The organism is Streptomyces sp. NPDC045955 (genome assembly GCF_056430805.1).
In genome coordinates, this window is record NZ_JBWKKY010000004.1 from 76,354 (window position 1) to 94,168 (window position 17,815).

Sequence of the window (17,815 nt, forward strand, 5' to 3'; positions counted from 1 at the left end):
ATATCGGCCCCTCACCCTCCTGCGCACCCCGCTCCGTCCGGCCTCTGCCGTCCCCCCGGCCCTCGTCCCGCGCACGTGCCGACGTCCTCATCTCGCCCCCTCACCACGCGCCCGCAGCGCCCGCCGCGCGCGCAGATAGCCGACAGGCCCGTACACCATCCCCCGGCGCTGCAACCGCGACAGCCGCCGCGGCCAGGGATGCGTCCGTGTGTCGTGGTCGCCCGGCGCCCCGCCGCCCTCCGCCTCGCGTACGGCGGTGAGCGCGCGGGCGTGGGCGAGACCCCGGGGCAGTTTCGCGAGGAACGCGGGCAGCAGCGCGGGGCGGTTCACGAGCACCGCGGTGAGATACGCGGTGAGCCCGGCGCCGTAGCCGTACGCCTGCGTCTGAAGGTCCTGCCAGGTCTCCCGGTGGTGGTGCCACACCAGTGCGGACGGGGTGTAGCGCAGCCGGTGGCCCTCGGCGAGGACACGGACGAAGCCGTAGAGGTCGTCGCCGCCCCGGGCGGCCGTGCCGGCACCGGTGGCCGGGTCGAAACCGCCGACGGAACGCAGGACGGCCGTCCGGAAGGCCATGTTGGCACCGGAGCCGAACCGCCCCGCCGTGAACGGGAACAGCGGCTCGTCGCCCGGCGGCCGCGCCGGGTCGTACGTCCTTGGAGTGAAGCCTTTCGCGAAGCCGCCGTGGCTCTCCAGCAGCACCTGGGCCGGGGTGGTCAGCCGCGCGGGCAGGATCAGCCCGGTGCTGCACCCGAGTCCGGGGTCGGCGGCGAAGGGCGCGGTCAGCTCGGTCAGCCAGCGCGGATCGGCGACCACGTCGTCGTCCGTGAAGGCGACGACCTCGCCGCGCGCGGCCGCGAGACCCGTGTTGTGCGCGACCGCGAGGCCGGGCACCCGCTCGCAGACGTAGCGCACACGCCCGGCGTACTTACGCTCGACCAGCTCCCGCGTCTCGCTCGTCACCGGAGCGTTGTCCACGACGACGATCTCGAACCGCGGATGGTCCTGCGCCAGCAACGAGTCCAGCGCTCGGGCCAGTTGCCCGGCACGCTCCCGGGTGGCGACGACGACACTCGTGTACGGAGGCTCACAGGCCTCAGGAGTCCGCCGCGCCTTCGGCCGCTCCGCGAGCACGGCCTTCGCCCGCTCCGCGAGCACGGCCCTCGCGTCCGCCCCTTCCGGCACCCGCCCGAGCAGCGTCCCCACGGGCCGCCCGCCCTGTCTGACCAGCACGAACACCCCGCCGTGCGTCAGCGGCGGGCTCCCCGGGCCCGGTCTGAGCACCACCTCGTCACCGTCGAGGTCCAGCTCGGCGACCTGCACCGCTTCGATGTCCAGGAACCGCCGTATCTCCTCCTGCGCCCGTGCCGAACTCGCCATGGAGCTCCTCCCCCCAGGCGGCTTCTGAAGGATCTCCGCGGCGTCGCGACGCCCGGCGCGAACGCCGCTCCTTCTTCCACGGAGATCCATCAGAAACCCCCTGTCGTCAGCTACGGCGCAGCCGGGCCGCGCCCTTCAGGGTCCGCGCGGCCAGCGCCGCGAGCCGTGGCCTGCCGCGGACGAAGCTGTGCGCGCGGCGCGCGGGCTCGCGGCTCAGCCAGTGCAGCGCCGCGCCCACCCCCGGTCGCGTCACCGCACCCTCGTACACGGGCAGTTCGCCCGTCCTCAGCGCGTCCTTGTACTCGGCCGCGCCCCGCCCCAGGTCGAGCATGCCGATGCCCTCGGCGGCCGCCGCCTCGGCCATGCGCAGGTGCAGCACCAGACCCGGCGAGTACTTCGCGAACTCCGGGTCGTAGGCCGGGAACCAGCAGGCCAGGACCGATGCCGAGCGCAGTCCGAAGTGCGCGGCAAGCGGCCGCCGACCGGCGTACAGCACGGACAGCGTGCCGCTGCACTCAGGCGCCCGGGTCTCGGCCAGCCGCCCCACGAGCCGGGTGATCCACTCCTGGGCGAACCGGTCCCGGCGGCCCGTCCTGCGGTACTGCGCCGACTTCCACTCCATGAGCGTGCGCAGCGCGGCCGGTTCGCGTTCGTCGAAGACGAACCGCAGCTCGCCGACCTGCCGGCCCAGCCTGCGCTCCTTGGCCAGGGTGGTCTTCAGGAACTTCGGCGACTGGGCCCGCAGCACCGACTCGTACGTCTCGTAGCCCTTCTCCACGTCGATGACGTAGGTGGCGTGCTCCTCGGCCGCGTACCGGACGAACAGCCGCTGTTCGGCCTCCAGGTTGTCGAAGGCGAAGCTCGACAGCGAGCAGGCCCGCAGCAGTTCGCCCGTGTCCAGACGCAGGCCGGGCCGCAGGATCGCGCCCTGCGCGTCCGAGACGCCCAGTCCGATCGCCCGGCCCTGCCCCAACGGGCCCCGTTCATGGGGCAGGAAGCCGGCCGGCTCCAGCCCCTCGTACACCACCGCGACCCGCGCCTGCGGCTTCACCAGGCCGACGGCTTCGGTGAACTCCGGTTCCATGAAGGGGTTGCGCGGTGTCTCCGACGCCGCGCGCAGCGCGCGCCAGCGCTCCTTCTCCCCCTCGCCGAGCTCCCCGGGCACACCCACACGAACACGCCCACTGCTCAACCCGACCCCCCGATCAAGTCCCCCCTGGACACATGGAAGGTACCGCCCGAGACGGCCCTGACGGTAGGTAGCGGACCATGTTGTTGCCAACTGGTGCAGAGGCCTTCAACCGGGCAATCGGCATGCGCCGTACGATGAAACGAAGGGGCGCGTTGTCCGTATTCTCTGATCATGGCCGCACCCCTCGCATATTCACTCATCGCCACCGACCTGGACGGGACGCTGCTGCGCGGCGACGACACCCTGTCCGACCGGTCCCTCGCCGCGCTCACGCGGGTGGTGGACGCCGGTGCCCGGCACCTCGTGGTGACGGGCCGGCCGGCGCCGAGAGTGCGGCCGCTCCTGGACGACCTCGGCTGTACGGGGCTCGCGGTGTGCGGACAGGGCGCGCAGGTGTACGACGCCGGCGCGGACCGGCTGCTGTGGTCCATCACCCTGGACCGGGAGCTGGCGGAGACCGCCCTGGGCAAGATCGAGGCCGAGGTGGGGCAGGTGTACGCCGCGGTCGACCAGGACGGGGTCGACGGCCTCACCCTCATCGAGCCGGGCTACCTCATGCCGCACCCGACCCTGCCGGCGGTGCGGGTCGAGCGGCGCGACGACCTGTGGGGCGAGCCCATCAGCAAGGTGCTGCTGCGCCATCCCCACCTGTCGGACGACGAGTTGGCGGCGACGGCCCGCTCGGTGGTCGGTTCACTCGCGACGGTGACGATGTCGGGGCCCGGCACGGTCGAGCTTCAGCCGTGCGGCATCACCAAGGCCACCGGCCTGGCGCTGGCCGCCGAGCACCTGGGGCTGCGGCCTGCGGACACCCTCGCCTTCGGGGACATGCCCAACGACATCCCGATGTTCGACTGGGCCGCCCACGGCATCGCCATGGCCAACGCCCATCCCGAACTCAAGGCCGTGGCCGACGAGATCACGCTGTCGAACGAGGACGACGGCATCGCCGTCGTCCTCGAACGACTGCTGGACGGGACGGCTCAGTACGGGCCGTTGACGTTGTCGATCGAGCCGTAGCGGGCCGCCGCGTAGTTGCAGGCCGCCGTGATGTTGGCGACCGGGTCGTACGGGTCGAAGGAGGTGCCGGGCACGTGGTAGGCGGCGAAGGTCGGGTCGATGACCTGGAGCAGACCCTTGGACGGTGTGCCCTTGGCGGCGTTCGAGTCCCAGTTGTTGATCGCCTGGGGGTTGCCGGACGACTCGCGCATGATGTTGCGGTAGATGCCGTCGTACGAACCCGGGATCCCCTTCTGCGCCATGATGTCCAGCGCCTCGCGGATCCAGCCGTCCAGGTTGTTCGCGTAGGTCTTCGCGGCGGCCTGGGTGGCCTGGGCGACGCCGCCGGCGGGCTTCGCGGCCGGCTTGGCGGGGGCGGAGGACTTGGTCGCAGTCCTCTTCCCGGCGTCCGCCTTGGCCGTCTTCACCGTGAGCTTCAGACCCGGGTGGATCAGCCGCGGGTCGTCGCCGACGGCGGCGCGGTTGTCCTTGTAGAGCTGCTTCCAGCCGCCCGACACGTCGTACTTGTCCGCGATGCGGGCGAGCGAGTCGCCCTTGGTGACGGTGTACGTGAGGGACTTGGCCGTCTTGGCCGCCTGCGGCACGGACTGCGAGACGGTGGGTGCGCTCTGGGCCGGCTGGGCGGCGCCGGCCTGCGTCGCGCCGATCAGCGGCAGGGCGAGGGCCGCTCCGCCGGTGCCGGCGGCCATGAGACGACGGGTGAACTGACTGGTTCTGGGGCGACGGTGCTTGCCTCGGGGCATGGCGATGTTCCTCTCCGGCGCCTGCGAGGTGAGCTGTCGGGTTCGGGCCGGGAGGTGCCCGGCCGCGTACGGCGCTGTGTGCCGTACGCGGCTTCACCCCGAGCCGTTCCGCTACGCGGACCGGCGACGTACCTGGGTCCCCCGCTCCTGCCCTGCGTGAGTGAGTGGGTTCGTGTGGGGTGTCCGGGCGGTGGCAGGATTCGGCGTCCGCCGGACAGGCCCGGAACGTATGCGAGAGCACATGTCGGGAACAAGCACCGGAGTCACATATCGAGCGGTTGACCTTGGTCAGGGGTGTATGGGGCACTTGATCCTTTGCTGAAGCCAAGGCTCAACTTGCGTGCGGCGGAAGGAGGTACGGGTCGGTGCCGGAGTGGGATGTCATAGGGGATAACGTGATTCAACTCACTGATCACAAGTCCGTGGGGCAATGTGCACCTAGGGGGATTCACTTATCCAATGCCGCAAATCGCACATAGCTCGCTATCGCCTGGTAAGTCGATAAATGTCTGCTCTTATGAGCTGATCGAAAACATTGCGGTCGTGATCGGATACCACCCGGCCTGTAACCCTGGGCGCTGGCGGTGATCGAAACGTGACCGGATACGCTGACTCGAGTGATGGCAGCGACCTATCGACAATCCGCGTAATCACCGGCAGACACCAGCAGACAGGAGACCCCTCGTGACCGACGTCGGGCCGTTCGGGCTGAGCGTGCGGGACCAGGCTCTGGAAGCCGATGTCCAGGCCGGGATGGCGGCTGTCGAGGAAGGCTTGCTCGAGGCCACCAAGAGTGAGGTGCCCTTCATCACGGAGGCCGCCCAGCACCTGGTCCGGGCCGGTGGCAAGCGGTTCCGTCCGCTGCTCGTGATGCTCGCCGCCCAGTTCGGCGATCGGTACGCGCCCGGGATCGTGCCGTCGGCCGTCGTCGTGGAGCTGACCCACCTCGCCACGCTGTATCACGACGACGTGATGGACGAGGCCACCGTGCGGCGCGGGGTGGCGAGCGCGAACGCCCGCTGGGGCAACTCCGTCGCGGTCCTCACCGGGGACTTCCTCTTCGCTCGCGCCTCGCACATCCTGGCCGACCTCGGCCCGGAGGCGGTGCGGGTGCAGGCCGAGGCGTTCGAGCGGCTGGTGACCGGGCAGATCCTGGAGACGGCCGGACCGCAGGACGGCCGTGACCCGGTCGAGCACTACCTGGACGTGCTGGGCGGCAAGACCGGCTCGCTGGTGGCGGTGTCGTGCCGGTTCGGCGCGATGATGTCCGGCGCCGACGACACGGTCGTGGACGTGCTGACCCAGTACGGCGAACGGCTCGGCGTCGCCTTCCAGCTCGCGGACGACGTCCTGGACATCGCCTCCGACTCCCACGAGTCCGGCAAGACGCCCGGCACCGACCTGCGCGAGGGCATCCCCACGCTGCCCGTGCTGCGGCTGCGCGAGCGCGCGGCCCGGCTCGGACTCGCGGAGGACATCGCCCTGTGCGAGCTGCTGGACTCCGACCTCACCGACGACGAACGGCACGCCGAGGCTCTGCGCCTGCTGCGCGCCCACCCGGCGCTGGAACAGGCCCGGCGGGACACCGTCCGCTACGCCCAGGACGCCCGCTCGGCACTGGCCCCGCTGCCCGAGTGCACCGCGAAGACGGCGCTGGTGGAGCTGTCCGACGCGGTGGTGCACCGGGCCGGCTAGCGCGTTTTTCCCCACGACCCCTACGGGTCGGGGGAGAAGCCGCCCTCTCGTGTCATACCGCAGCAGTACGTGGAGTTGAGCCCGGGGTCTGACGTATCTCGCCGGCCGATTTGGTCAGATGGTCACCACGGAAGACACCACTCCTCACCAGTTCGGGTGAGAATGGCGGCTCAGGGACGAGTGCGTGCACGACACGGACAGCCGCCGCCGATCACGGAGGTAGGGCACACATGGCACCGTACGCATCCGACGACAGCACGACCGCCGGGGAGGTCGACGAGCAGCGCTCCGGGCGGCGCAAAGCCGCGCGGTACATCGTCCCGGTCACGGTGGTGGGGGTGGCGGCCGCGACGATCGGGCTGGTCCCCGCACTCGCCGACTCCGGTGACCCCGACCTCCCGAAGATCACCGCACAGCAGCTCATCGAGAAGATCGCCAAGTCGGACGTCCAGCAGCTGTCCGGCACGGTGAAGATCAGCACGGACCTCGGCCTGCCGGACCTCGGCGGGCTGGAGAGCAGCCTGATGTCCGGTGCCGCGGGCCAGGGCGAGGGCGGCTCCTCCGCCGACCCGACGGCGAAGCTCACGGAACTGGCCTCCGGTACGCACACCCTGCGGGTCGCGGCCGACGGCCCGGACAAGCAGAAGCTGTCGCTGCTGGAGAACGCCGCCGAGTACAGCATCGTCCACAACGGCAAGGACGTCTGGGGTTACGACAGCAAGTCGAACGAGGTCTACCACGGCACCGCCTCCGACAGCCCGGAGCGCGGGAAGGACCAGCAGCCGCCGGTCACGCCGAAGGACTTCGCCGAGGAGGCGCTGAAGGCCACCGACGACACGACCTCCGTGACCGTGGACGGCACCGCCCAGGTCGCCGGCCGGGACGCCTACAAGCTGGTCATCAAGCCGAAGCAGTCCGGCTCGACCGTCGGTGCGGTCACCGTGGCCGTGGACGCGAAGACCGGCATGCCGCTGAAGTTCACGCTGACCCCGGCGAGTGGCGGCGCCGCCGTCGTCGACGCGGGCTTCACCCAGGTCAGCTTCGCCAAGCCGGCCGCGTCGACGTTCGACTTCACCCCGCCGAAGGGCGCGAAGGTCACCGAGGAGAAGGACGCCGCCAAGGACGCCGCCAAGGGCTTCGGCAAGGGCTCCGAGAAGGACTTCGGCAAGGGCCGGACGCGCGAGCACGCCCCCAAGGCCGGGGAGGACCCCGGCAAGGGCCTCGACGGCATGAAGACCATCGGCGAGGGCTGGAGCTCCATAGCCACCTTCGACACCGGCGGCGAGGGCATGTCCTCGGGCAAGGCCGGCGGCGAGTTCGGCGGCTTCATCGACTCGCTCGGCGACAAGGTCACCGGCAAGTTCGGCTCGGGCACGGTCTTCTCGACCCGCCTGATCAACGCGCTGATCACCGACGACGGCAAGGTCTACGTGGGCGCCGTGACCAAGGACGCGCTCGTGAAGGCGGCCGACGCCGGGAAGTAAGTCCTCCCGAGAGAACGAGGAAGCCGATGGGCGAACCGTCCGCCACGGAGCCGGAGCAGCGGGGCGATCAGGCCGGGGACCCGGTCATCGCCACCCGCGCGCTCACCAAGCGCTACCTCGGCGGACAGCTCGCCGTCGACGGCCTCGACCTGACCGTCCCGGCGGGCAGCGTCTTCGGCTTCCTCGGCCCCAACGGCTCCGGCAAGACCACCACCATCCGCATGCTGATGGGCCTCATCGAGCCCACCTCCGGCACGGCGACGGTGCTCGGGCGGTCCATGCCCCGGGCCACCCGCGCCGTGCTGCCGCACGTCGGCGCCCTCATCGAGGGCCCGGCCCTGTATGGCTTCCTCTCCGGCCGCGACAACCTCATCCGCTACGACTCCGCCGACCCGGCCGCCGATCCGCGCACCCGGAAGGCCCGGGTCGCCGCCGCGCTGGACCGGGTGGGCCTGACGGCCGCCGCGGGCAAGAAGGCCAAGGCGTACTCGCTGGGCATGAAACAACGCCTTGGCCTCGCGGCGGCGTTGCTCCAGCCGCGTCGGCTGCTCGTGCTCGACGAGCCGACCAACGGCCTCGACCCGCAGGGCATGCGCGAGATCCGCACGCTCATACGGGAGCTGGCCTCGGACGGCACGACCGTCTTCCTCTCCTCCCACCTGCTCGACGAGATCGAGCAGGTCTGCACGCACGCGGCCGTGATGACACAGGGCCGTCTGATCACCCAGGGCCCGGTCGCCGAGCTGTCCGCCGGGACGCGCGGCCGGCTGGTGGTGAGCACGCCGGATCCGGCGGAGGCGGCCCGGGTGCTGAAGGAGCAGGGCGTAGGCGACGTCGTCGTCACGGACGACCGGGTGACCGGCGAACCACCGGAGCGCGACCTCGCCGATGTGAACGCCGCGCTGGTCACGGCCGGTGTGCGGGTGCGCGGCTTCACGGTCGAACGGGCCTCGCTCGAGGACGCGTTCGTGGCGCTGACCGGGGAGGGTTTCGATGTCGCAGGCTGAAGCCGCAGGAGCCGTACGGCCGGTGAGCCCGCTGTGGACCTTCGGGCTGCTGCGCAGCGAGCTCACCACCACCTTCCGGCGCTGGCGCACCCTCGCGCTGCTGGCCGTGCTGGCGGGCGTGCCCGTCCTGGTCGGCATCGCCGTCAAGATGGAGACGAGTGACGGCTCGTCGCCCGGCGGTGGCGGCGGGGGACCGGCGTTCGTCTCGCAGATCACGAACAACGGCCTGTTCCTCGTCTTCACCGCGCTGGCCGCCACCCTGCCGTTCTTCCTGCCGATGGCGATCGGCGTCGTCGCGGGCGACGCTATCGCCGGCGAGTCGAACGCCAGCACGCTCCGCTACCTGCTCGTCGCCCCGGCCGGCCGCACCCGCCTGCTGCTCACCAAGTACGCGACCGTCGTCCTCTTCTGCCTGGCCGCCACCCTGGTCGTGGCCGTCTCGGCGCTGACGGTCGGCGCGCTGCTGTTCCCGCTCGGCGACTTGACGACCATCTCCGGCACGCGGATCAGCTTCGCCGAGGGCCTGGGCAGAGCCCTGCTGATCGCCCTGGCCGTCGCCGCGTCACTGATCGGCGTGGCGGCGCTCGGACTGTTCGTCTCGACGCTCACGGGCAGCGGCATCGCGGCGATGGCGACCACCGTCGGCCTGCTGATCACGGTCCAGATCCTCGACCAGATCCCGCAACTGCACGCTCTCCAGCCCTACTTCTTCTCGCACTACTGGCTGTCCTTCGCCGACCTCATGCGCGAACCCGTCTACTGGGACGACCTGGCGAAGAACCTCGGCCTCCAGGCCCTGTACGCGGCGGTGTTCGGCTCGGCGGCCTGGGCGCGCTTCACGACGAAGGACATCACCGCGTAGCGCCAGTACTCCTGGCCCTCAGTTCTCGTAGCACTCACTCCTCGTAGCACTCACTCCTCGTACACGAACCGGGCCAGGGGCGCCTCCCGCGCGAAGAACGTCTTGGCCCGGGCCAGTGCCTCGGTGTCGTTCCGTACGTCACCGGGCTTGCTGCCGTTGCCGAGCAGGACTCCGCCGAACCGCATCCCCATGTACGCGGCCGAGTTGTTGAGCGTGCCGACCAGCGGGTCGGCCACCTCGGGCTGCGTGTGCGCCAGCGCGGTGACTCCCCACAGGGTGCGACCGGCCAGGGTCGCCTTGAAGTCGAGGCCGGGCGTGCGCAGCCAGCCCGACCAGTAGTCCAGGTAGCGCTTGGTGTGCGCGGAGACCGAGTACCAGTACAGGGGCGAGGCGATCACGATGTCCGTGGCCGCGAGGGTGGCGTCGAGCAGCAGTGCCACGTTGCCCTCGGTCGGGCGGACGTGGTCGCTGTCGTGCCGCAGGTCCTCGAAGTCGGGCACCGGATGCTCGGCGAGGTCGATCCACTGCTGTTCGACGTCCGGGGGCAGTTGCTCGGCGGCCGCGCGGGCCAGCAGCTCGGTGTTGCCGTCGGCTCGGGCGCTGCCCAGGACGAAGAGGAAGCGACGGGTCATGGTGGTCCCCCAGAAGGTAGGCGCACGTCAATTACACGCGCTTGCATCATATGCGCACGCATCTAAATCCGCCAGGGGTGCCCTCAGCTCCCGACGCGCACCTCCGCCTCCCGTGCCACGGCCAGCAGCAGGGCCTCCCGGCCGTGCGGAGCCACCAGCTGCAGCCCGGCCGGACAGCCGTCCCCGCCGAAGCCCGCCGGGAGGCTCAGGGCCGGATGCCCGCTGAGGTTGAACGCCCAGGTGAGAGAGGTGGAGTAGCGGTCGCCCGGGCCGTCGTGACCGTGCGGCGGGGTGGGTGCGGTCGGCGACAGCAGCAGCTCCGCCTCGGCGAACAGCGCGGCCAGCCGCCGGTCGTTCTCCGCCCGGACGCGGTGGGCTTCGCCCGGATCGGCACCGGGGGTGCGCAGGGCGAGCCAGGCGGGCCCGGGGTCCGTGAGCCGCAACGGCACCCGCGGCCGTACGAGCCGTACGACACCCGCCGACGCGAGCCGTTCGACCGCCGCCCGGGCGAGCGCGACGGGCTCCGGTTCGGGCCCGGCGAAGCCCAGGTCGGACGACCAGACGGCGGTGACCGGGAGCGGCGTGCCGGCCGGCACCGACTCCCGGGACACGACCCGCCACCAGGCCGCCGCGTCCGACGCCGAGCGGGCGAGCACACCGGGCACGGCGAGCCCCGTACGGTCGGCGGAGGGCAGCCGTCCGGCCGTGGTCTTCAGGCCGGTCACCCCGCACCACGCCGCCGGGATCCGCACCGACCCGGCACCGTCGGCGCCCGTCGCCAGCGGCACCAGCCCGGCCGCCACCGCCACCGCGGCCCCGGCCGACGAGCCGCCCGGAGTACGGTCCGCCCGCCACGGGTTGACGGTCCGGCCACGGGCGCCGAGCCCCCAGGTCTGCCAGGGCGTTCCCGGCCCGGGTACGGAGGTTGCGCCCACGGCGACACAGCCCGCCGCGAGCAGCGGCTCCGCGGTGCGCAACCCGTGTCGCCCCTTCACGGCGATCGGCACCCCGGCCAGCGGCAGCGCTTCCCTCTTTCGGGCGACATCCCGGGCACGCCGGCCGAGCCGTGCGTCCACCTCGCCCGCCCGCCGCAACGCCTCCTCGCGCCACACCTCGAGGAACGCGCACAGCTCGGGATCGGCCCGCTCGATCCGCTCCAGCGCCGCCTCGACCACGTCGACCGCGCGCAGCTCCCGGGCCCGCACGCCCGCCGCGATCTCCCCGGCCGACAGGGACGCCGCCGTCAGTGCGCCGCTCCCGTCAGCCGGACCAAGGCCGAGGTCTCGCGCGGCGGGCGCCCCAGCTCGCCCAGCCGCCAGGCCGGCACCCACGGCACCCGGTACACATCGATGACCGACTCCAGGGACTTGACCCGCTGGGCGAGCGGACGCGGCAGCCGGCCAGGAGCGTCCGCCACGAGGACGACGGCGTCGAGGTCGAGCCCGGGCGGTGCCTGGCCGCGCCGGAAGATCTCCACCGCACCGGCGACCGTGTCCAGCCCGGCCGCGTGCGTCCGCGCGACCAGCAGCACCGACGCCGGATCACCGGGGCGGGGCCAGGCGCGGCCGCTGTCATGACCGCCGTAGACCGCGGCGAGGGTGGAGACGCCCGCGCCGCCGTGTGTGCCGACCCAGGAGAAACGCCGTGCCGCGGCGTGGGCGTGAGCGGGCTCCGGCGGCCCCGGCTCCTGGCTGGTCACCGGGCCGCGGATCCAGATCTCCGGACCCTGTCGCATGCCTGTCTGCATGCCCCTCTCCTCCCTCGTACGCCTGATCCTCATGCCAAGCGGAACGATCCATGCCGGGACCTGGAACCCTTGGGACGAGCCTGTGACACCGCGGTGACGTGAGAAACGGGAGCGAGCGGACACACTCGACAGTAGGACGACGCCGAATGAGGGGACGATGGCTCGACTCAGCCGCGAGAAGAAGCGGGAACAGAAGCAGGCCGCGCACGCGGCGACCCCGGCGGCGCCGATCGACGTCCGTGTCCCCCGGACCGGAGCGGACCCGGCAGGAGCGGTCCCGGCAGGAGCGGCCCCGGGAGCCGGCGCGGGGGGTGTCTGCGACGGTGCGTCGGTCGGCGGCGTCCCCGTCTTCGCGGCCCCCGGCGAGGAGATCCAGCAGGCCGTCCTGAACCGCCTTCACCACATCGCCCTGGCCACCGGCCATCCCGTCCTCGCCACGATCCACGACGAGCGCATCGGCTACGTCGTGCCGCTCCAGGTCGACCCGGACGGCTCCAGTCGCTTCACCGCCGAGCCGGTCCGGACGGCTCCGCAGGAGGACGCCGTCGCCGCAGCGGGTACGCCCTCGGTGGATGCGGTGACGGAGCCGCCCGGGCCGACACCGCCCGCGCCGGAGCGGCAGCACCCGCGGGAGGACAGGGCCACGCACGTCCTGCGCCCCGTACCGGAGCCCGGCCGTGGCACGGCCCCGACGTTCCCGCTGCGGGCGGTTCCCGAGCCGCAGCCGGCCGATCATGCCCCACCGACGTTCGAGTTGCGAGCCGTACCGGAGGAGTCACACCCCGAGCCGGAGGACACTCCGCCGGGCACCGTCGCATCCCCGACCGGCGAGTTCGGGCCCCCTCCGCTCATGGACGTCAGGCCGCTCCCCGTCCCCGGAGCCGGCCCGGTCCCGCACCGCAGGCGGGAACCCGAGCCGATGTCCGAAGCGGAGCTGCTCGCGGCCGAAGCCGACGCCAAGCCGACTCCCGCCCGGGGCTTCGACGCCGTCGCGGAGGCCGTGCTCGATGACGAACCCCTCGGCGCCCCGGGCGACCCCACCGCGCCCGCCCTCCTCGCCGAGCCGGTCGCACGGATCAACGAGGCCGTCAAGGAGGGCCGCATCGACGCGGCGGCCGGGCTGGCGGACCAGACCGTCGCGGAGGCGTCGGGGACGCTCGGGCCGGAACACCCCGAGGTGCTCCGGCTGCGCGAACTGACCGCGTACATCTCCTACTTGGCGGGCGACCCGCTCCGGGCCTTCCATCTCTCCCTCGACCTGGCCGGCGCCCGCCGCCGCTCGGGCGACGCGGAGGCCGCCTACGGCAACGTGCAGAGCGCGGCCACCGCCTGGCGCGCCGTGCGCGACCCGGCGGTGGGCCTGGAGCTGGGGCGGGACCTGATCGGCCTGTGGACCGAACTCGCCGCCGAGGACGGCCCCGCCGCCGAGGAGATCGAGCAACTGGAGTCGGCCCGCGCCCGCATGGGCCGCCTGACCGAACGCGCCCGCAACCAGTAGGCGCCGTTACTGCGACAGCTCCCACACCGCGTACGCGACAGCGTCGCTGTTGCGGTCGAGTGCGGTGTCGTCGATGTTGGCGATGGTGTCGCAGGAGGAGTGGTAGCAGCGGTCGAAGGCCCGCCCGGCCGTTCCGCCCCACTTGGCCGCCTGCGCCGCCGTCTTGGTCCGGCTCGCCCCGGTGAACAGGCCGCCCACCGGCACGCCCGCGCTCTTGAAGGGCGCGTGGTCGGAGCGGCCGTCGCCCTCGGTCTCGATCTCGGTCGGGACACCGATGCCGCTGAAGTACTCCTTGAAGGTCTTCTCGATCACCGGGTCGTCGTCGTAGACGAAGTAGCCGGGGTTCGGGGAGCCGATCATGTCGAAGTTCAGGTAGGCGCTGATCCTCGAACGGTCCCCGGTGGCCAGCCGGTTGACGTAGTGGCGGGAGCCGACCAGTCCTACTTCCTCCGCACCCCACCAGGCGAACCGCAGGTGCTTGGCGGGCTTGTACTGCGCCCGGGACACGGCGAGGGCGGTCTCCAGGACGGCGGCCGAGCCGGACCCGTTGTCGTTGATGCCGGGCCCGGAGGAGACGCCGTCGAGGTGCGAGCCGGCCATCACGACCTGGTTCGCGTCACCGCCGGGCCAGTCGGCGATCAGGTTGTAGCCGGTGCGCCCGGAGGCGGTGAACTGCTGGACCGTGGTGGTGTATCCGGCCGCGTCCAGCTTCGCCCTGATGTGGTCGACCGAGGCCTTGTAGCCGGGCCGGCCGTGCGCGCGGTTGCCGCCGTTGGCGGTGGCTATGGACTGCAGCTGGGACAGATGGGCCTTGACGCCCGCCAGGGGTATGTCGGGCGCGGCGGCCGGTCTCGGGGGAGTCGACGCGGCGTCCGCCACGGCACCGCCGGTCAGGAGCACGGCCGTCGCCACGACACCTGACGCCACGGCACGCGCGGAAACGGAGAGCTTCATGTGGGGGCTCCGAATTCCATGGGGAAGCCCGTGGGGTGTCCACGGGCGGCCCACAGTGAATGGGGTGCCTGGATGGTGAAGCTGGTACTGACTCTCCGTCAAGAGGGGTATCAGGCCAGGGCGTTGTGAGACACCGGGCCGCACGGGAAGGTCACTGCACGCAGAACTCGTTCCCCTCCGGATCCGCCATCACGACCCACTCACCGCCTTGCTCGGCCACCCGCCGCAGCACACGCGCACCGAGCCCCTCCAGCCGTGCGACCTCCTCCTCGCGCCGCCCCTCGCCCGGGTGCAGATCGAGGTGGAGCCGGTTCTTGACCGTCTTCGCCTCCGGCACCCGCTGGAACAGCAACCGTCGCCCCAGCCCCGTCCCGCTCTCCTCCTCGAACGGGTCCTCGGGGTGCCGTACGGCGATCACGTCCCGGAAGGCGCGCCGGCCGTGGAACTCGACCGTGGCCTCTTCGGGCAGGGCGCCGAAGCCGAGCAGCTTCTCGATGAGGGCGCTGTTGTCCTCGGCCTCGTACCGGAGGGCGGCGGCCCAGAAGTCGGCCTGCGCCTGCGGATCGTTCGCGTCGATGACGATCTTCCAGTGCACGGGGGCGGATGGCGCCGGGGTCTGTGTCATGTAACCAGTTATACTGGTTAGGTGAGTGGACGCGCAGGGGAAACGCCGGACCGGACACCCGGCCTGACGCTGGTCACGCACCAGGGGAAGGCGTACCGCTTCGACCCCGGCGCCCTGTGCCTGGAACTGCTGACGACGGGCGGCCCGGGGGAGTTCGCCCGCTACGAGGTGCTGCACGAGCCCGCCGACCTGGTCGTGTGGACCGCACGCAGCCGCCTCCCGGACGGCCTGGACATCACCGTCACCGAGGACGAGCTGGAGCGAGTCCGCGCCCTGCGCGACGCCGTGTTCCCGCTCGCCGCCGACCGTGCCCACGGCCGCCCGCTGCGAGCCGCCCACCTGGACGTCGTCAACGCCGCCGCGGCCGGGCCCCCGCTGGTCGCCCGCATCGAGCCGGACGGCACCCGCGCCTGGGCCCCGGGCGCCACCGGAGCCCAGCTGCTCTCCACGGTCGCCCGGGACGCGATCGACCTGTTCACCGGCCCCTACGCCCACCGCGTCCGCGAGTGCGGCGCCCACAACTGCTACCTGCTCTTCGTGGACACTTCCCGCCCGGGCCGCCGCCGCTGGTGCGCGATGGAGCACTGCGGCAACCGCGAGAAGGCCCGGGCGCACCGGTCCCGGCAGGCTCCCCGGACGCCGTAGCCGCCGCAGTCCGCACGGGAACGAGTAACTCACTTGCGGGACCGATCCCGGCAAAGGAGGGTTGTTTCATGGGCACCCGTGCCTGGGCGCTGCTGTTCGTCCTCTGCGGAACGATCTTCCTCGAAGGCATCGACGTCGCGATGATGGCGGTGGCGATCCCGGCCATCCGCTCCGACCTCGGGCTGGCCACCGGCACCGCGGCCTGGGTGATGAGCGGCTATGTGCTCGGTTACGCCGGCGTCACCCTGCTGGGCGGCCGGGCGGCCGATCTGCTCGGGCGGCGGCGGATGTTCCTGCTCTGGCTGACCGTCTTCCTCGCCTTCTCGGGGCTCGGCGGCCTCGCGACCGAGGGCTGGATGCTGGTCGTCGCCCGCTTCGTCACGGGTGTCGCCGCCGCGTTCATGACCCCGGCCGCGCTCTCCCTGATCACGACCTTGTACGCCGAGGGCCCGCCGCGCAACAAGGCCCTGCTGGTCTTCGCCGGCACGGGCGCGGCCGGCTTCTCCCTCGGCCTGGTCATCGGCGGTCTGCTCACCGAGCTCGGCTGGCGCTGGGTGTTCTTCGCGCCGGTGCTGCCGGCCGCGGCGCTGCTCGTCACGGCCGTACGCCTGGTGCCCCGCCGGGACGGCCCGCCCGCCCGCCGGCGCGGGTTCGACCTGCCTGGCGTGATCACCGCCGCCGGCGCCATGCTGCTGGCCGCCTACACCGTCGTACGCCTGGAACACGGCCTGCGCGACTGGCCGCTCACCGTGGTCTCCGGCCTCGCGGCGCTCGTCCTGGCCGGCGCCTTCGTCGCCGTCGAACGCCGCTGCCCGGATCCGCTCGTCCGCCTCGGCATCCTGCGCCAGGGCCCGGTCGTACGCGCCGACCTGGGAGCGCTGCTCTTCCTCGGCGCCTTCTTCGGCTTCCAGTTCATCGTGACGCTCTACCTCCAGGAACTGCGCGGCTGGTCGCCCCTCATGACGGCGGTGGCCCTCATCGTCATGGGCATCGACGCCGTCCTCGCCCCGACGCTCACCCCGAGACTGGTCGCCCGCTTCGGCAACGCCCAGGTGATCGTCGGCGGCTTCGTCCTGGCCGTGATCGGGTACGGGCTGTTCCTGCCGGTCGGCATGGACTGGTCCTACGCCGTGATGTTCCCCACCCTGTTCCTCTCGGGCGCCGCCTTCGCCCTGGCCGCCGGGCCGCTGATGATCGCGGCCACGGACAAGGTCACCGAGTCGGAGCAGGGCCTGGCCGGCGGGCTGCTGACCACCGCCACGCAGTTCGGCTCCGCGATCGGCATCTCGGCGGTGACCGCGGTCTACGGCTTGGCGTCCACCGGGTCCGGCCCCGAGGCCACGCTGTCGGCGTTCCGGGTGGCGCTGACCGTGCCGGTGGCCCTGGTGGTGCTGGGCGCGCTGATCTCGCTGGTCAGTGCGCGGGAGGCCTGGCGGGCGGCGCGCAGGGCGTCCCAGGTGAGCAGCGACAGTGCCAGCCACACCAGCGCGAACCCGGCCCAGCGCTCCGGCGGCATCTCCTCGTGGAAGTAGAAGACGCCGAGCAGGAACTGGAAGACCGGCGTCAGGTACTGCAGCAGGCCGATCGTGGACAGGGGCACGCGGATGGCGGCGGCGCCGAAGCAGACCAGGGGCAGCGCGGTGACGATCCCGGCCGAGGCGAGCAGCGCCGCGTGTCCCGCGCCCTCGGCGGCGAAGGTGGACTCGCCCCGCGCGCTGAGCCACACCAGGAAGCCGAGCGCGGGCAGGAACTGCACCACGGTCTCGGCGGCCAGCGACTCCACGCCGCCGAGGTTCAGCTTCTTCTTCACCAGCCCGTACGTGGCGAAGGAGAAGGCGAGGCCGAGGGAGATCCACGGGGGCCGGCCGAAGCCGACGGTCAGCACGACGACCGCCGCGGCGCCGGTCCCGACCGCCAGCCACTGCACCGGCCGCAGCCGCTCCTTCAGCAGCAGCACACCCATCGCGATGGTGACCAGCGGGTTGATGAAGTACCCGAGCGAGGCCTCGACGACGTGCCCGGAGTTCACGGACCAGATGTACAGGCCCCAGTTGAGGGTGATGAACATCGCCGCGACCGCGACGAGACCCAGCCTGCGCGGCTGCCTCAGCAGCTCACCGGCCCAGGCCCAGCGGCGCAGCACGAGCAGGGCGGCGCCCACGAAGACCAGCGACCACACCATCCGGTGGGCCAGGATCTCCATCGCCCCGGCGGGCTTCAGCAGGGGCCAGAACAGCGGAACGAGCCCCCACATGCCGTAGGCCGCGAAGCCGTTCAGCAGTCCTATGTGCCGCTCGCCCCTCGGCTTGCCGCTCACGGGCCCCTCCTCCGTAC

General features: G+C 72.1%; 16 protein-coding genes, 1 pseudogene and 1 riboswitch. Of the genes and pseudogenes, 8 read left to right on the plus strand and 9 right to left on the minus strand.

Annotation, left to right across the window (positions count from 1 at the left end):
• Nucleotides 1–87: 87 nt before the first annotated feature.
• Nucleotides 88–1,377: a glycosyltransferase family 2 protein gene (locus tag AC07F0_RS09440; protein WP_478976436.1), complete on the minus strand. Its 1,290-nt coding sequence runs from the start codon at nt 1,375–1,377 to the stop codon at nt 88–90.
• A gap of 106 nt (nt 1,378–1,483) precedes the next feature.
• Nucleotides 1,484–2,569, minus strand: a complete 1,086-nt coding sequence (locus AC07F0_RS09445) for a GNAT family N-acetyltransferase (RefSeq protein WP_478976439.1) — start codon at nt 2,567–2,569, stop codon at nt 1,484–1,486.
• Between the two features lie 171 nt (nt 2,570–2,740).
• Between AC07F0_RS09445 and AC07F0_RS09450 the strand changes: the two genes are divergently transcribed.
• Nucleotides 2,741–3,589, plus strand: a complete 849-nt coding sequence (locus tag AC07F0_RS09450) for an HAD family hydrolase (protein WP_478976442.1) — start codon at nt 2,741–2,743, stop codon at nt 3,587–3,589.
• On the opposite strand, the gene AC07F0_RS09455 is transcribed toward AC07F0_RS09450, so the two are convergent.
• Entirely contained in the window at nt 3,553–4,332 is a 780-nt protein-coding gene (locus tag AC07F0_RS09455; protein WP_478976444.1) for a transglycosylase SLT domain-containing protein, read from the minus strand. The genes AC07F0_RS09450 and AC07F0_RS09455 overlap by 37 nt on opposite strands.
• A 3-nt stretch (nt 4,333–4,335) precedes the next feature.
• Nucleotides 4,336–4,509: riboswitch (cyclic di-AMP (ydaO/yuaA leader) on the minus strand.
• A 507-nt stretch (nt 4,510–5,016) separates the two neighbouring features.
• On the opposite strand from AC07F0_RS09455, the gene AC07F0_RS09460 reads away from it, so the two are divergent.
• The 4 genes from AC07F0_RS09460 (at nt 5,017) to AC07F0_RS09475 (ending at nt 9,380) form a co-directional block, all read left to right on the plus strand.
• Nucleotides 5,017–6,027, plus strand: coding sequence for a polyprenyl synthetase family protein (locus tag AC07F0_RS09460; protein ID WP_436725777.1), 1,011 nt, complete (start codon nt 5,017–5,019; stop codon nt 6,025–6,027).
• 230 nt (nt 6,028–6,257) lie between these two features.
• On the plus strand, nt 6,258–7,511 hold the full coding sequence (locus tag AC07F0_RS09465; RefSeq protein ID WP_478976447.1) for a LolA family protein: 1,254 nt from the start codon (nt 6,258–6,260) through the stop codon (nt 7,509–7,511).
• Nucleotides 7,512–7,537: 26 nt separating this feature from the next.
• Nucleotides 7,538–8,518: an ABC transporter ATP-binding protein gene (locus tag AC07F0_RS09470; protein ID WP_478976450.1), complete on the plus strand. Its 981-nt coding sequence runs from the start codon at nt 7,538–7,540 to the stop codon at nt 8,516–8,518.
• Nucleotides 8,505–9,380 (plus strand): ABC transporter permease, encoded by an 876-nt coding sequence (locus tag AC07F0_RS09475; protein ID WP_478976453.1) that lies wholly within the window; start codon nt 8,505–8,507, stop codon nt 9,378–9,380. The genes AC07F0_RS09470 and AC07F0_RS09475 overlap by 14 nt, the downstream gene beginning before the upstream one ends.
• Before the next feature lie 50 nt (nt 9,381–9,430).
• Here the strand turns inward: AC07F0_RS09475 and AC07F0_RS09480 are convergent, their stop codons facing one another.
• From AC07F0_RS09480 to AC07F0_RS09490, 3 genes are all read right to left on the minus strand, one after another.
• Complete coding sequence (locus AC07F0_RS09480; RefSeq protein WP_436725773.1) at nt 9,431–10,012, minus strand: flavodoxin family protein; 582 nt, start codon at nt 10,010–10,012, stop codon at nt 9,431–9,433.
• Nucleotides 10,013–10,095: 83 nt separating this feature from the next.
• The gene (locus AC07F0_RS09485) at nt 10,096–11,217 is read right to left on the minus strand and encodes an amidase (RefSeq protein ID WP_478976456.1); all 1,122 of its coding nucleotides are present in this window, start codon (nt 11,215–11,217) and stop codon (nt 10,096–10,098) included.
• A 38-nt stretch (nt 11,218–11,255) separates the two neighbouring features.
• Nucleotides 11,256–11,759: a DUF6668 family protein gene (locus tag AC07F0_RS09490; RefSeq protein ID WP_478976459.1), complete on the minus strand. Its 504-nt coding sequence runs from the start codon at nt 11,757–11,759 to the stop codon at nt 11,256–11,258.
• A gap of 157 nt (nt 11,760–11,916) precedes the next feature.
• Here AC07F0_RS09490 and AC07F0_RS09495 point away from each other — a divergent pair, with 157 nt between their 5' ends.
• Nucleotides 11,917–13,257 (plus strand): tetratricopeptide repeat protein, encoded by a 1,341-nt coding sequence (locus AC07F0_RS09495; protein ID WP_478976461.1) that lies wholly within the window; start codon nt 11,917–11,919, stop codon nt 13,255–13,257.
• Nucleotides 13,258–13,263: 6 nt separating this feature from the next.
• Here AC07F0_RS09495 and AC07F0_RS09500 read toward each other — a convergent pair whose 3' ends face one another.
• Together AC07F0_RS09500 and AC07F0_RS09505 are read right to left on the minus strand one after the other, a co-directional pair.
• Nucleotides 13,264–14,211, minus strand: a complete 948-nt coding sequence (locus AC07F0_RS09500; RefSeq protein WP_478976464.1) for a M28 family metallopeptidase — start codon at nt 14,209–14,211, stop codon at nt 13,264–13,266.
• Nucleotides 14,212–14,362: 151 nt separating this feature from the next.
• Entirely contained in the window at nt 14,363–14,836 is a 474-nt protein-coding gene (locus tag AC07F0_RS09505; protein WP_478976467.1) for a VOC family protein, read from the minus strand.
• 69 nt (nt 14,837–14,905) lie between these two features.
• Here AC07F0_RS09505 and AC07F0_RS09510 point away from each other — a divergent pair, with 69 nt between their 5' ends.
• Together AC07F0_RS09510 and AC07F0_RS09515 are read left to right on the plus strand one after the other, a co-directional pair.
• Nucleotides 14,906–15,481 (plus strand): CGNR zinc finger domain-containing protein, encoded by a 576-nt coding sequence (locus AC07F0_RS09510; protein WP_478977246.1) that lies wholly within the window; start codon nt 14,906–14,908, stop codon nt 15,479–15,481.
• A 143-nt stretch (nt 15,482–15,624) separates the two neighbouring features.
• Nucleotides 15,625–16,704: pseudogene (locus tag AC07F0_RS09515) on the plus strand (MFS transporter); the annotation flags it as partial.
• An 80-nt stretch (nt 16,705–16,784) separates the two neighbouring features.
• Here AC07F0_RS09515 and rarD read toward each other — a convergent pair.
• Nucleotides 16,785–17,798, minus strand: coding sequence for an EamA family transporter RarD (gene rarD / locus AC07F0_RS09520; RefSeq protein WP_478976470.1), 1,014 nt, complete (start codon nt 17,796–17,798; stop codon nt 16,785–16,787).
• Nucleotides 17,799–17,815: the final 17 nt, after the last annotated feature.

Coding starts and splice junctions, on each gene's coding strand:
- AC07F0_RS09495 (WP_478976461.1), top strand. CDS start 11,917: ATGGCTCGACTCAGCCGCGAGAAGAAGCGGGAACAGAAGCAGGCCGCG.
- AC07F0_RS09470 (WP_478976450.1), top strand. CDS start 7,538: ATGGGCGAACCGTCCGCCACGGAGCCGGAGCAGCGGGGCGATCAGGCC.
- AC07F0_RS09480 (WP_436725773.1), bottom strand. CDS start 10,012: ATGACCCGTCGCTTCCTCTTCGTCCTGGGCAGCGCCCGAGCCGACGGC.
- AC07F0_RS09505 (WP_478976467.1), bottom strand. CDS start 14,836: ATGACACAGACCCCGGCGCCATCCGCCCCCGTGCACTGGAAGATCGTC.
- AC07F0_RS09455 (WP_478976444.1), bottom strand. CDS start 4,332: ATGCCCCGAGGCAAGCACCGTCGCCCCAGAACCAGTCAGTTCACCCGT.
- AC07F0_RS09450 (WP_478976442.1), top strand. CDS start 2,741: ATGGCCGCACCCCTCGCATATTCACTCATCGCCACCGACCTGGACGGG.
- AC07F0_RS09500 (WP_478976464.1), bottom strand. CDS start 14,211: ATGAAGCTCTCCGTTTCCGCGCGTGCCGTGGCGTCAGGTGTCGTGGCG.
- AC07F0_RS09440 (WP_478976436.1), bottom strand. CDS start 1,377: ATGGCGAGTTCGGCACGGGCGCAGGAGGAGATACGGCGGTTCCTGGAC.
- AC07F0_RS09490 (WP_478976459.1), bottom strand. CDS start 11,759: ATGCAGACAGGCATGCGACAGGGTCCGGAGATCTGGATCCGCGGCCCG.
- AC07F0_RS09465 (WP_478976447.1), top strand. CDS start 6,258: ATGGCACCGTACGCATCCGACGACAGCACGACCGCCGGGGAGGTCGAC.
- AC07F0_RS09475 (WP_478976453.1), top strand. CDS start 8,505: ATGTCGCAGGCTGAAGCCGCAGGAGCCGTACGGCCGGTGAGCCCGCTG.